Source organism: Nocardioides sp. URHA0020 (assembly GCF_000620705.1).
Taxonomy (GTDB): Bacteria; Actinomycetota; Actinomycetes; order Propionibacteriales; family Nocardioidaceae; genus Nocardioides.
In genome coordinates, this window is sequence record NZ_KK211169.1 from 285,895 (window position 1) to 298,229 (window position 12,335).

General features: G+C 72.1%; 13 protein-coding genes. 4 read left to right on the forward strand and 9 right to left on the reverse strand.

Annotated features, from left to right (window positions below; all coding sequences use genetic code 11):
* Positions 1–68: 68 nt before the first annotated feature.
* From N542_RS0116265 to N542_RS0116300, 8 genes are read right to left on the reverse strand one after another with little or no spacing between them, the layout of a single operon-like run.
* On the reverse strand, positions 69–1,013 hold the full coding sequence (locus N542_RS0116265; RefSeq protein WP_028644838.1) for an alpha/beta hydrolase: 945 nt from the start codon (positions 1,011–1,013) through the stop codon (positions 69–71).
* Between the two features lie 9 nt (positions 1,014–1,022).
* Entirely contained in the window at positions 1,023–2,174 is a 1,152-nt protein-coding gene (locus N542_RS0116270; protein ID WP_028644839.1) for an acyl-CoA dehydrogenase family protein, read from the reverse strand.
* A 1-nt stretch (position 2,175) separates the two neighbouring features.
* Positions 2,176–3,228 (reverse strand): acyl-CoA dehydrogenase family protein, encoded by a 1,053-nt coding sequence (locus tag N542_RS0116275; RefSeq protein ID WP_028644840.1) that lies wholly within the window; start codon positions 3,226–3,228, stop codon positions 2,176–2,178.
* A complete protein-coding gene (locus tag N542_RS0116280; RefSeq protein ID WP_028644841.1) occupies positions 3,225–4,403 on the reverse strand; it encodes an acyl-CoA dehydrogenase family protein in 1,179 nt (392 codons plus the stop codon). Before N542_RS0116280 ends, N542_RS0116275 begins: the two co-directional genes overlap by 4 nt.
* On the reverse strand, positions 4,396–5,637 hold the full coding sequence (locus tag N542_RS0116285; RefSeq protein WP_028644842.1) for an acyl-CoA dehydrogenase family protein: 1,242 nt from the start codon (positions 5,635–5,637) through the stop codon (positions 4,396–4,398). The genes N542_RS0116280 and N542_RS0116285 overlap by 8 nt, the downstream gene beginning before the upstream one ends.
* A 1-nt stretch (position 5,638) precedes the next feature.
* Entirely contained in the window at positions 5,639–6,694 is a 1,056-nt protein-coding gene (locus N542_RS0116290) for a phosphotransferase family protein (protein ID WP_028644843.1), read from the reverse strand.
* Entirely contained in the window at positions 6,694–7,491 is a 798-nt protein-coding gene (locus N542_RS0116295; RefSeq protein ID WP_028644844.1) for an SDR family NAD(P)-dependent oxidoreductase, read from the reverse strand. The genes N542_RS0116290 and N542_RS0116295 overlap by 1 nt, the downstream gene beginning before the upstream one ends.
* Entirely contained in the window at positions 7,491–8,243 is a 753-nt protein-coding gene (locus N542_RS0116300) for an SDR family oxidoreductase (protein ID WP_028644845.1), read from the reverse strand. The genes N542_RS0116295 and N542_RS0116300 overlap by 1 nt, the downstream gene beginning before the upstream one ends.
* A gap of 39 nt (positions 8,244–8,282) precedes the next feature.
* Here N542_RS0116300 and N542_RS0116305 point away from each other — a divergent pair, with 39 nt between their 5' ends.
* From N542_RS0116305 to N542_RS0116325, 4 genes are all read left to right on the forward strand, one after another.
* A complete protein-coding gene (locus N542_RS0116305) occupies positions 8,283–8,921 on the forward strand; it encodes a TetR/AcrR family transcriptional regulator (RefSeq protein WP_028644846.1) in 639 nt (212 codons plus the stop codon).
* 191 nt (positions 8,922–9,112) lie between these two features.
* Complete coding sequence (gene mgrA / locus N542_RS0116310) at positions 9,113–10,153, forward strand: L-glyceraldehyde 3-phosphate reductase (RefSeq protein ID WP_028644847.1); 1,041 nt, start codon at positions 9,113–9,115, stop codon at positions 10,151–10,153.
* A 13-nt stretch (positions 10,154–10,166) separates the two neighbouring features.
* Positions 10,167–10,829 carry a GntR family transcriptional regulator gene (locus N542_RS25215; protein ID WP_051551903.1) on the forward strand — a complete coding sequence of 221 codons (663 nt, stop codon included), beginning with the start codon at positions 10,167–10,169 and terminating at the stop codon, positions 10,827–10,829.
* A gap of 14 nt (positions 10,830–10,843) precedes the next feature.
* Positions 10,844–11,296: a hypothetical protein gene (locus tag N542_RS0116325; RefSeq protein WP_028644848.1), complete on the forward strand. Its 453-nt coding sequence runs from the start codon at positions 10,844–10,846 to the stop codon at positions 11,294–11,296.
* A 7-nt stretch (positions 11,297–11,303) separates the two neighbouring features.
* Here N542_RS0116325 and N542_RS25220 read toward each other — a convergent pair whose 3' ends face one another.
* Positions 11,304–12,278 (reverse strand): phosphatase PAP2 family protein, encoded by a 975-nt coding sequence (locus tag N542_RS25220; RefSeq protein ID WP_051551905.1) that lies wholly within the window; start codon positions 12,276–12,278, stop codon positions 11,304–11,306.
* Positions 12,279–12,335 lie beyond the last annotated feature (57 nt).

Below are 12,335 nucleotides of genomic sequence, written 5' to 3' on the forward strand. Positions count from 1 at the left end.
TCGGGTGCGGGGGTCTCGACGACGCTCGCTGGCGCTCGCTGCTCGACCACCGGGACCCCCGGGTGGTTTCAACCACCGGCGTGGAGGACCTTCCGGAAGAGGGCGCAGGTCTCGTCGATGGCGGCTTGGGCGGCGGGGGAGTGGCGGCCCATGTCGACGAAGCCGTGGATCATGCCGTCGAAGGTGCGGACCTCGACGGGGACGCCGGCGGCCGAGAGGGCGGCGGCGTAGGCGAGGCCGTCGTCGCGGAGGGGGTCGAACTCGGCGACCACCACGACGGCCGGGGCGAGTCCGGCGAGGTCGCCGTGCAGCGGCGCGAGGCGCGGGTCAGCGGCGTCGACGTCGGTGAGGTGGCCGACGTACTGCTGGTCGAACCAGACCATGGTGTCGATGTCGAGGAAGTAGCCGGTGCCGTTCTCGGTGTGGGAGGCGTAGCTGCCCCGACCGTCGGTGACCGGGTAGAGGAGCAGCTGCCCGGCGAGCTGGACACCCTCGTCGCGCATGGTCTGGGCGACCACGGCGGACAGGTTGCCGCCGGCGCTGTCACCCGCGACGGCGAGGCGCGGGTCGCCACCGAGGGAGTCGAGCGACGTCGAGGCCCAGCGGGTCGCGGCGACGGCGTCCTCGAGGCCGGCCGGCCACGGGTCCTCCGGCGCGAGCCGGTAGTCGACGGAGACGACCACGGCCGCGCACTCGTTGGCCAGCGTGCGGGCCGTCAGGTCGTGGGTGTCGAGGTCGCCGATCACGAAGCCGCCGCCGTGCAGCAGCACGATCGTCGGCAGCGGACCGGGCAGTGCGGGGCGGTAGACGCGGGCCGGTCGTGGCCCGGCGCCGCCGGGAACGGTGATGTCCTCGACGGAGTCCACCTCCGGCAGCGACTCCGGCGGCCGTGCGTCGACGGTGAGCGCGCGGAAGCCGGCGCGCGCCATCTCCGGCGTGCCTGCCGACATGGGCGGCAGGCCGGCGGACTCGATGAAGTCGAGCAGTCCCTGGAGGTGCGGATCGAGCGGCATGGTGTCTCCCTAGGTGAACGCGTTGATGCCGGTCTCGGCGCGGCCGATGAGCAGCTTCTGGATCTGGCTGGTGCCCTCGTAGAGGGTCATCACGCGGGCGTCCCGGAGGTACTTCTCGGCCGGGTACTCGTCGACGTATCCGGCTCCGCCGTACACCTGGATCGCGTTGTTGGCGGCGCGTACGGCGGCCTCGGACGCGAACAGCTTGGCCTTCGACGCAGCGGTGCCGAACGGCTCACCGCGGTCGATCAGGTCGGCGCAGCGCCAGACCAGGAGCCGCGCCGCGTCGGCGTCGACGGACATGTCGGAGATCAGTGCCTGCACGAGCTGGAAGCCGGCGAGCGGCTTGCCGAACTGCGTGCGGGTGGTGGCGTACTCGACCGAGCTCTCGAGGCAGCCCTGCACGATCCCGACGCACCCGGCACCGACGGCGACCCGGCCCTTGTCGAGCGTCGTCATCGCGATCTTGAAGCCCTTGCCCTCCTCGCCGAGGAGGGCGGACGCCGGAAGGCGTACGTCGGAGAGGAACAGCTCGGCCGTGGCCTGGCCGCGCAGCCCGAGCTTGCCCTTGATCTCGCGCGCCTCGAAGCCGGGCGTGTCCGTCGGGACCAGGAACGCCGAGACGCCGCGCGGGCCGTCGTCGCTGGTGCGGGCGAAGACGAGCGCGACATCGGCCCAGGTGCCGTTGGTGATGAAGAGCTTCTGACCGTTCAGGACGTAGTCGCCGCCGTCCTTGCGGGCCCGCGACGTCAGGTTGCCGGCGTCCGAGCCCGTGTCGGGCTCGGTCAGCCCGAAGCACCCGAGTGCGGTGCCGCTGGAGATCCGCGGCAGCCACTCCTGCTTCTGCTCCTCGGTGCCGAAGCCCAGGACCGACTTGCCGAAAAGGCCGCTGGACACCGACACGATGCCCCGCAGCGCGGAGTCGGCCCGGCCGAGCTCCTCCATGCCGAGCACGTAGGTCAGGTAGTCGCCGCCCAGGCCGCCGTACTCCTCGGGGATGGTCAGCCCGAAGAACCCGATCTCGGCCATCTTCGCGATGATGTCGAGGTCGACCGCCTCGTCGCGGTCCCACCGGGTCCGGTGGGGGATCGCCTCGCGGTCCAGGAAGTCGCGGGCGAGGTCGCGGAACGCCTGCTGCTCCTCGTTGAGTGTCAGGTCCATGTCATGCTCCTGGTGCTGGCAGGTCGACGAGTACGGCGAGCGCGGCGCGGTGCGCCTCGGAGGAACCGAGCAGCAGCGCGTCGGCCTTGGCCCGCTTGAGGTGCAGGTGGGCGGGGTGCTCCCAGGTCATGCCCAGACCGCCGTGCAGCTGGACGGCCTCCTCGACCGCGTGCACCGCGACCTCGCCGCAGAAGGCGGCCGCGACCGCGACCGCGATCGGAGCGTCGGCGTCGTCGGTCGCCAGCGTCGCCGCGGCGTACCGAGCGGCCGCATCGGCCTGCTCCACCTCGGCGTAGAGGTCGGCGAGCCGGTGCTTGAGGGCCTGGAAGCCGCCGACGACACGGCCGAACTGCCGGCGCTCCTTGAGGTAGCCGATCGTCGTCTCGAGCGCCCAGCGCGCGACGCCGACCTGCTCGGCGGCGAGCAGTCCGGCACCGGTGAGCAGGGCCCGGTCGATCGCGGCGGCCGCGTCGTCGGAGACCAGGGTCCGCTCGGCCCCCGAGAGGTCGACCTCGCCGAGCGGGCGGGTCATGTCGAGCGAGGAGAGCCGGGTGGAGGTGGCGCCGCGTACGGCGTACAGCGCGTCGCCCTCGGGCAGCAGCAGCACGTCCGCGGGCAGGCCGACGGTCGTGAGCGCGGCCGGTCCGTGGTGCCGCGCGGTCGGGCGGACCAGCAGCGCCGCCGTGTGCTCGCCGGAGGCGAGCGACGGCAGGATCGTGGTGTCACCCAGCGCCGCGAGCAGGGTGGTCGCGACGACGCTCGACGTCAGGTACGGCGACGGCGCGGCCGCCCGGCCGAGCTCCTCGAGCACGGCCGCGGCCTCGACCGCGGACGCGCCGGCGCCACCGAGGGACTCGGGGACCAGCAGCCCCGGCAGGCCGAGCTCGACGAACGCCGACCACAGCGGTGCGGACACGTCGTCCGTGCCGTCGTAGAGAGCGTTCACGCGGTCGGTCGGCGCGTGCCTGTCGAGCACCTTGCGCACCGACGCGCGCAGGTCGGTCTCGACGTCGTCGGCCAGCAGGCTGACGTCGGCAGGAGCGGTGAGGCTCATCGGGGGAGGTCCTTCCACGGCACGTCCTTGTCGACGCGGTGCTCGGTGGGCAGGCCGAGGACACGCTCGGAGACGACGTTGCGCAGCACCTCCGACGTCCCGCCCTCGATCGAGTTGCCCTTGGCGCGCAGGTAGCGGTAGCCGGCGTCCTTGCCGAAGAAGTCGACGCGGGTCGGCCGCTTCATCTCCCAGCTCTCGTAGCGCAGCCCGTCGTCGCCGAGCAGGTCGACCTCCAGGCCGGAGAGCTGCTGGTTGATCCGCGCGAAGGAGAGCTTCATCGCCGAGCCCTCCGGGCCGGGCACGCCGGCGGCCATCTTCTGCCGCAGCCGGGTGGCCGTGATGCGGGCGACCTCGGTGTCGATCCAGCCGCGGAGCAGGCGCTCGTGGGTCTCCGCGGTGCGCAGCTCGGGGCGCTCGCGCCAGGTCTTCGCGACGTTCATGACCATGCCGAACTCGCGCGGGAACGCACCACCGCCGATCGCCACCCGCTCGTTGGAGAGCGTCGCGTTGGCGACCTTCCACCCCTCGCCCACCGCGCCCAGCCGGTCGGCGTCGGCGATCCGCGCATCGGTCAGGAAGACCTCGTTGAACTCGGCCTCGCCGGTGATCTGGCGCAGCGGACGCACCTCGACCCCCGGGTCGTGCATGTCGAGGAGGAAGTACGACAGCCCTGCGTGCTTGGGCTGGTCGGGGTCGGTGCGCACGATCAGGATCGCCCGGTCGGCGATGTGGGCCGACGACGTCCAGACCTTCTGGCCGTTGACGATCCAGGTATCGCCGTCGAGCACCGCCCGCGTCGACAGGCCCGCGAGGTCGGAGCCGGCCCCCGGCTCGGAGAAGAGCTGGCACCACACCTCCTCGCCGCACCACAGCGGGCGCAGGTAGCGCTGCTTCTGCTCCTCGGTCCCGAAGGCGAGGATCGTGGGTGCGGCCATGCCCAGGCCGATGCCGATCTTGCGCGGGTCGTTGTCGGGGGCACCGGCGGCGTGGAAGGCCTTCTCCACGATCGGCTGCATCCCCCGTGGCAGCCCGAGGCCGCCGAGTCCCTCCGGGAAGTGCACCCAGGCGAGACCGGCGTCGTAGCGCGCGTGCAGGAAGTCGAGCCGCTCGGTCGACGCCGCCGGGTGGGCCTCGAGGAGCGCGGCGACGCGGGCGACGAGCTCGGTCTCATCCATCGGTGGTGTGCTCCGCGGTGTGGCGGGCGATCTCGGTCTTGGCCAGCGAGTTCTTGTGCACCTCGTCGGGGCCGTCGGCGAAGCGCAGGGTGCGGATCCCGGCGTACGCCGACGCGAGCGGGAAGTCCTCCGAGAGACCGCCGGCGCCGTGCACCTGGATGGCCTTGTCGAGGATCCACTGCACGGTCTGGGGAGTGGCGATCTTGATCGCCTGGATCTCGGTGTGGGCGCCGCGGTTGCCCACGGTGTCCATCAGCCACGCGGTCTTGAGCACCAGCAGCCGCAGCTGCTCGATGCGCACCCGGGACTCGGCGATCCAGTCGCGGATCACGCCCTGGTTGGCGAGCGGCCGGCCGAAGGCGACGCGCGAGGCCGCACGCTGGCACATCAGCTCGATGGCCGACTCGGCCACGCCGATCGCGCGCATGCAGTGGTGGATGCGCCCGGGGCCCAAGCGGGCCTGCGCGATCGCGAAGCCGGCACCCTCCTCGCCGATGAGGTTGGAGACCGGGACGCGGACGTCGGTGAACCTGAGCTCGGCGTGCCCGCCGTGCTCGTGGTCGTCGTACCCGTAGACGGTCATGCCCCGCAGCACCTCGAGGCCCGGGGTGTCGCGGGGCACGAGCACCTGGCTCTGCTGCCGGTGCCGCGACGCCGAGGGGTCGGTCTTGCCCATCACGATCATGATCTCGGCGTGCGGGTTCATCGCGCCGGTGATCCACCACTTGCGGCCGTTGAGGACGTACTCGTCGCCGTCCCGCTCGATCCGGGTCTCGATGTTGGTGGCGTCCGACGAGGCCACGTCGGGCTCGGTCATCGCGAAGGACGACCGGATCTCCGCTGCCAGCAGGGGCCGGAGCCACCGCTCCTTCTGCTCCGGGGTGCCGAAGAGCGACAGCACCTCCATGTTGCCGGTGTCGGGCGCCGCGCAGTTGAGCACGGCGGGCGCGAGGTGCCCGGCGTGGCCGGTCAGCTCGGCGAGCGGCGCGTACTGCAGGTTCGTCAGGCCGGGGCTGTCGGCGTGCTCGCGGGGCAGGAAGAGGTTCCACAGCCCGAGCTCGCGCGCCTCGGCCTGGAGCTCCTTGAGGATCGGCGCCTCCGACCACGCCCAGCGGTCGTCGAGCTCGCCGAGCTGCTGGTGGAAGACCGGGCCGGACGGCACGATCCGCTCCGCCATGAAGGTCGAGAGCCGGTCGTGCAGCTCGGTGGTCCTGTCGTCGAGACCGAAGTCCATGTCAGTCCTCTGCTCGGTGTTGGCCGAGGGCGTCGAGCCCCGCGGCGATCAGTGGGTCGAAGCCGGCGCCGATCTGGTCGAAGCCGGCGCCGACGGTCTGGCCCTGGAGGTAGCGGAAGTTGATGCCTTCGAGGATCACCGCGAGCTTGAAGTAGGCGAGCCCGAGGTGGAAGCCCATGTCGCCGAGGTCGCGGCCGCTGGCCGCGGCGTACCTCTCGAGCTGGGTGGCGGTGTCCGGGTAGCCCGGTGCGGTGCTGACGTCGGAGACCAGCCCGCTGCCCGGGAGCGAGGCGAGCCGGTCGTAGACGAGCAGCAGCGCGATGTCGGTGCGGGTGTCGCCGAGCGTCGCCATCTCCCAGTCGACGACGGCCTTGATCTGGTCGTCGTCGCCGGTCAGCAGGTTGTCGAGGCGGTAGTCGCCGTGGACGATCCCGACGTACTGCCCCGACGGGTCGGCGTCATCGCCCGGCACCCGCTCGGTGAGCCGACGGTGCAGCTCCTCGGCGTCCGGGTGCTCGCGGGTCTTCGAGCCCTCGAGCTGCTTGCCCCACCGGCGCACCTGACGCTCCAGGAAGCCGGCCGGCCGGCCGAGCCCGTCGAGCCCGACCGCAGCGGGGTCGACCGCGTGCAAGGTGGCGAGGACGTCGACCATTCGGCCCGCGATGGCGGCGGTGCGCTCAGCGCCGAGGGGCTCGAGCTGGGTGCGGTTCCGGTACGCCGTGCCGATGATCCGCTCCATCACGTAGAACGGCGCGCCGAGCACCTCCGGGTCCGCGCAGTGCGCGTACGTCGTCGGCACCGGGACGTCGGTCGGCACCAGGGCGCTCATCGCCGTGAACTCCCGCCCCATGTCGTGCGCGGTGGCCTGCACGTGGCCGAGCGGCGGGCGACGCACGATCCACCACGACGCACCGTCGGTGACCTCGTAGGTCAGGTTGGACCGGCCGCCGGCGATCACCTGGCCGCTGAGCTCGCCGTCGATCTCGCCGGGGCGCTGGGCGTCGTACCAGCGGCGGAAGACGTCGAGGTCGAGGCCGGGGATGTCCTTCGTCTGCATCACGGCGCTCCTGCCTCGTCGACCTTCTGCTGCAGCCGGCGCATGCCGCCCAGCCACCGGTCCGTGTCGGCGGCGCGAGCGGCGTAGTAGCCCGCCACCTCCGGGTGGGGCAGGACCAGGAAGCGGCCCTCGGCGATGGCGGCGACGGCCGCGTCCGCGACCGCCTCCGGGGGCAGCGCGCTGTCGCGGGAGAGCAGTGCCTGCAGGGGTCCTGCGTCCTCGAGCATCTTGGTCTGCACGCCCTGCGGGCAGATCGCGTGCACGTCGACCCCGCGCGCGCCGTACGTCACGGAGAGCCACTCGGCGAAGCCGACGGCGGCGTGCTTGGTGACGGAGTACGGCGCGCTGCCGATCATCGTGAGCAGTCCGGCCGCCGACGCGGTGACGACGAACCGGCCGCCGAGGCCGTCGTCCAGCCAGCGCGGCACCAGCTCGCGCGCCGCCCGCACGTGGGCCATCACGTTGACGTCCATGACTTTGTCCCAGACGTCGTCGGGCGTCTGCAGGCTGTCGGTGCCACCGGCGCCGTCGATGCCGGCGTTGGCGAAGAAGACGTCGATCCGGCCCAGGGCCTCGGTCGCGGAGCCGATGACGGCCCGCACCCCCTCGGTCGAGGAGACGTCGCCCGGCACCGGCGTGCCGCCGATCTCCGCGGCGACCGCGCGGGCGTTGTCGGCGTCGAGGTCGTTGACGACGACGCGGGCGCCCTCGGCGGCCATCCGGACGGCCAGGGCGCGACCGATGCCACGCCCGGCCCCGGTCACGACGATTCCCTTGCCGTGGAGCTGCTCGGTCATCACACGCCGCCGGTCAGGGTGACGCCGCCGTCGAGGACGACGGTCTGGCCGGTCAGCCAGGCGGCGTCGTCGGAGAGCAGGAAGGCGACCGACCCGGCGACGTCCTCGGGGACGCCGAGGCGCTTGAGCGGGTAGGCGCGCGACACCTCCTCCTCGCGACCCTCGAAGAGCAGGCTGGCGAACTGGGTCTTCACCACCGCCGGCGCGACCGCGTTGACGCGGATCGTCGGGCCGAGCTCGACGGCGAGCGACTCGGTGAGGCTGATCATCATCGCCTTGGAGGCGCCGTACATGGAGATGCCCGGCGCGGGCCGCACCCCCGAGACCGAGGAGATGTTGACGATCGCGCCCCCGTGCTCGCCCATCCAGGCGGCGTACGCCTCCTGCGCCCAGGCGAGCGCGCCGAGCGCGTTGACCTCGACGATCTTGCGGGCCGCGCCGAGGTCGATCTCGATCAGGGGTCCGGCGACCGGGTTGATGCCGGCGTTGTTGACCAGGAAGTCCAGGCTGCCGAACGTCTCGAGGGTGCGGCGTACGGCGTCGGCGCGGTGCTCCGGGTCGTCCGCCTTGCCGGCCACGGCGATCGCGTGGTCCGGTCCGCCGAGGACGGCGACCGCCTCGTCGAGCGCCTCCTGCTTGCGGGCCGTGAGGCACACCCGGGCGCCCTCGTCGACCAGCCGCTGGGCGATGCCCAGCCCGATGCCTCGGCTGGCTCCGGTGACGATCGCGACCTTGCCGTCCAGTCCCTGCACGTGTGCGCTCCTTGTCGTTTGACTAAGCGCTTGCTTACCATGTCCCCCGTGAGTGCGTCCACCCCCGCGAACCCGCTGCTCCCCGAGCAGCCCGACGCCCGGACCCGGCTGGCCCGGGCGGCGGTCGAGGCGTTCGCCACGCGCGGCTTCCACGGCACGACCACGCGCGACATCTCGACCGCGGCGGGCATGAGCCCGGCCGCGCTCTACGTGCACCACCGGTCCAAGGAGGAGCTGCTCTTCGAGCTCGCCCTGGTGGGTCACGAGCGGGTGCTCGCGATGGTGCGGGCGTCGGTGGCGCTCTCCGCCGACCCCGTCGAGCAGCTCGGCGTCCTGGTCGAGGACTTCGTGCGCGACCACGCGCTCGTGCACACCGGTGCGCGGGTGATCAACTACGAGCTCGCGGCCCTGAGCGAGGAGCACCTCGCCGAGATCGTCGCCGTCCGACACGAGATCGACCTCGCCGTCCGCGACGTCATCGACCGCGGCGTCGCGGCCGGTGCCTTCCACACCCCCGACGCCCACATGACCGCGCTCGCGGTGCTGTCGCTCGGGATCGACGTCGCGCGCTGGTTCCGCGACGAGGGGCGCTGGACGCCCGACGAGGTCGCGGTGCACTACCGGCTGCTGGCGCTGCGGATGGCCGGCGCCGAGGGTGGTTTCGAGGCTCGGCGCTAGCGCGCCTCGCACCTCAACCACCGGCCTTCCCTCGCACCTCAACGACCGGGTCCGCGCCGAGGGTGGTTTCGAGGCTCGGCGCTAGCGCGCCTCGCACCTCAACGACCGGCCCTCCCTCGCACCTCGACCACCGGCCCCTCCCTCGCACCTCGGCCATCGGGCTCGCCACCACCCAGTGGCAGGATCGGCCCATGAGCTACGAAGCAGCCGAGAACCGGTACGACGCCTCGACCGGGATGACCTACCGCCACACCGGTCGCAGTGGTCTGCAGCTCCCGGTGATCTCCCTGGGGCTGTGGCAGAACTTCGGCACCGACCGGCCGGAGGAGACCCAGCGAGCGATCCTGCGGCGGGCCTTCGACCGCGGCGTGACGCACTTCGACCTGGCCAACAACTACGGGCCGCCGTACGGCCGCGCGGAGGAGAACTTCGGGCGCTACCTGCGCGACGACTTCGCGCCCTACCGCGACGAGCTGGTCATCTCCACCAAGGCCGGCTACGACATGTGGCCGGGTCCCTACGGGCAGGGCGGCGGCTCACGGAAGTACGTCCTCTCCTCGCTCGACCAGTCGCTGGGCCGGATGGGGCTCGACTACGTCGACATCTTCTACAGCCACCGCTTCGACCCGGACACCCCGGTCGAGGAGACGATGATGGCCCTGGACCAGGCGGTGCGGCAGGGCAAGGCGCTCTACGCCGGCATCTCGTCGTACTCCGCCGCGCAGACCAACGAGGCGGCCTCGATCGCGCGCGACCTCGGCACGCCGCTGCTGATCCACCAGCCGTCGTACTCCATGCTGAACCGCTGGATCGAGGAGGACCTGCTCGACGAGCTCGAGCAGCAGGGGATGGGGTGCATCGTCTTCTCGCCGCTGGCGCAGGGGCTGCTGACCGACCGCTACCTCGACGGCGTCCCGGCGGACTCGCGGGCCGCGCGCGACGGCTCCAGCCTGGGCAGTGACCACCTCGAGGAGTCCAGGCTGCGCCACGTGCGCCGGCTCAACGAGATCGCGCAGGGGCGCGGCCAGAAGCTCGCCCAGCTCGCCCTGCAGTGGGCGGTCCGCGACCCGCGCGTCACGTCGGCGGTCATCGGTGCCTCGAGCGTCTCGCAGCTCGACGCCAACCTGGACGCGCTGAGCTTCCCGGACCTGACCGAGGCCGAGCTCGGCGCCATCGACGAGGACGCCGTCGAGGCAGGCATCAATCTCTGGGTCACGAAGCCCGCGGAGTGAGTACGGTTCGGTCATGACCGTCGGGCACCAGCACGGAGCACTCCGGGAGCACCTCGTGGCAGCCCTCCGCGAGGACATCGTCTCGGGGCAGCTGGCGCCGGGCACGCCACTGCGCACCGAGGTGGTCATGCAGCGCTTCGGGGTCTCCAACTCCCCGCTGCGCGAGGCCTTCGCCCAGCTGGCCTCGGAGGGGCTGGTCGTCGTCCAGCGCAACCGGGGTGCCGTCGTCGCCCCGCTCGACCGGGCCCATGCCGCCGACGTCTTCCGGGTCAGCGTGCTGCTGATGGAGCACGTGCTGCGCTGGAGCCTGCCGCACGTGGTGGCCGGTGACATGGCGACGTTGCGCCGGATCGCGCTGGACTTCGACCTCGCCTACCGCAGCGGCGACCTCGTCACCGCGTTCGCGGAGTCCGACCGGTTCGGGGAGGCGCTGCTGGACCGGTGCGGCAGCCCCGAGCTCGCCCGCGCCGTGAGGACGCTCCTGCCCCAGCTGCAGCGGCTGGTCCGCCTGATCGACGCGGTGGACTTCCTCGCGCTCCAGCACTCGTGGCAGTCCGCCGTCCTGGCCTCGGCCGAGGACCGCGACGTCGAGAGCGCGGTCGTCGCCCTCCGCTCGATCTGGCGGCAGGTCGAGCGCGCGGTCGAGGACGTGGACGACGACGTCATCGGCGCCTGAGTGCGGACCGGACCATGACCGCTCCGGACCTGCACCCGGCCGTCGTGGCCCTGCGTCGCAAGCAGCGTGCCGGTGCGATCAACCGTCGCGTCGGCTGGGTCCTGCTGCCGGTCGTGGTCGCGGCGACGGCGTCGCACTACCTGCCGGGGGACCGGACCGCGCTCGGCGTGGTCCTCGTGGCGGCCGTCGTGGGACTGAACACGACCCACCTGGGACTGTCGGTCTACGTGTTCGGCCTGGTGCGGCCACGGCGCACGCTGAAGGTCTTCCACATCTACTTCGGCTACGCGCTCGGGGTGGTGATCTGGACCTCCCAGACCAACCTGGACAACGAGCCGCTGCACACCTACCTGACGATCCTGATGTTCCTCGGGATCGCCGGCCACCTCGTGCTCGCCGTGCGCTACGCCGCCCGGCGCCGGGCCGCGCAGCAGGTCGCCGCGGCGAGCTGGGGACCGTGGCCGTGACGCCGGGTCAGGTGCGGTCGCGGGCGCGGTCGCGGCTGTTCTCCCACAGCTGGCAGCCCACGAGCACGACGACGGCGAGCAGTGCGCCGGCCAGCACGTCGATCACGTAGTGCTCGGCGTAGTAGACGAGCGCCGTGCACATCGCGAGCGGGTAGAGCACGAGGAGCCAGCGGTACGGCGTCCGCAGCCGCTGGATGCCGTAGAGCGCGATCAGGAACGTGATGCCGGCATGTAGCGACGGCATCGCCGCGACCGGGTTGCCGACGCCCTGGAGCACCACGTCCATCCGGCCCAGGCCGATGTCGTGCCAGCCGCGGCCGGTGATCCGGATGACCCGCGCGTGCAGGGCGCCCTGCTCGGAGGCCATCCACGGCGGCGCCATCGGGTAGAGCATGTAGATCGCGAGCGCGCCGAAGTTGATGATCACGTAGCGACGCATCCACTTGATCCACTCGCCGCGGTTGCGCACCCAGAGCACGGCGGCGATCGTCAGCCCGGTCACGAAGTGGGTCGCGTAGACGGTCGTGAAGAGCACGTCGTACCAGCGCGGCTCGCTCGACCGCAGGCACGGGTCGCCGCACAGCGCGCGCTGGAGCCGCTCGGTCGGCGTCTGCCCGAAGCCGACCCACTCGTCGAAGCGGATCGGCATGGTCACGTGCACCGGCAGCCCGATCTCGTCGGTCAGCCCGCGGGTGAAGAAGTAGATGACCAGCCCGGCGACCGGGAGCCACCAGTCCTTGAGGAAGTTCAGGTGATAGCTCGGGCGCGCCTGGATGTTCCAGGCCACCGTGCCGAGCCAGAGCCACAGGAAGACCCCGACGGTGTCGTTGGGGATGCCCAGCGTCTCCGACCACAGCACCAGCAGCGCGGCGTACCCGAGCATCGCGGCGACCCGGACCTTGCGACTGGTGCGCGGGTAGGGCAGCGGCCGGGCCGTGGGGGCGGCGACGGTCTGCTCGTCCTCCTCGGCTCCCCTGGTCACAGAGGGATTCTAAGGACCGCCCGCACGTACGACGGACCGGGCACCGGTCTCGCCAAC

Coding starts and splice junctions, on each gene's coding strand:
- N542_RS0116265 (WP_028644838.1), bottom strand. CDS start 1,013: ATGCCGCTCGATCCGCACCTCCAGGGACTGCTCGACTTCATCGAGTCC.
- N542_RS0116270 (WP_028644839.1), bottom strand. CDS start 2,174: ATGGACCTGACACTCAACGAGGAGCAGCAGGCGTTCCGCGACCTCGCC.
- N542_RS0116275 (WP_028644840.1), bottom strand. CDS start 3,228: ATGAGCCTCACCGCTCCTGCCGACGTCAGCCTGCTGGCCGACGACGTC.
- N542_RS0116280 (WP_028644841.1), bottom strand. CDS start 4,403: ATGGATGAGACCGAGCTCGTCGCCCGCGTCGCCGCGCTCCTCGAGGCC.
- N542_RS0116285 (WP_028644842.1), bottom strand. CDS start 5,637: ATGGACTTCGGTCTCGACGACAGGACCACCGAGCTGCACGACCGGCTC.
- N542_RS0116290 (WP_028644843.1), bottom strand. CDS start 6,694: ATGCAGACGAAGGACATCCCCGGCCTCGACCTCGACGTCTTCCGCCGC.
- N542_RS0116295 (WP_028644844.1), bottom strand. CDS start 7,491: ATGACCGAGCAGCTCCACGGCAAGGGAATCGTCGTGACCGGGGCCGGG.
- N542_RS0116305 (WP_028644846.1), top strand. CDS start 8,283: ATGTCCCCCGTGAGTGCGTCCACCCCCGCGAACCCGCTGCTCCCCGAG.
- mgrA (WP_028644847.1), top strand. CDS start 9,113: ATGAGCTACGAAGCAGCCGAGAACCGGTACGACGCCTCGACCGGGATG.
- N542_RS25215 (WP_051551903.1), top strand. CDS start 10,167: ATGACCGTCGGGCACCAGCACGGAGCACTCCGGGAGCACCTCGTGGCA.
- N542_RS0116325 (WP_028644848.1), top strand. CDS start 10,844: ATGACCGCTCCGGACCTGCACCCGGCCGTCGTGGCCCTGCGTCGCAAG.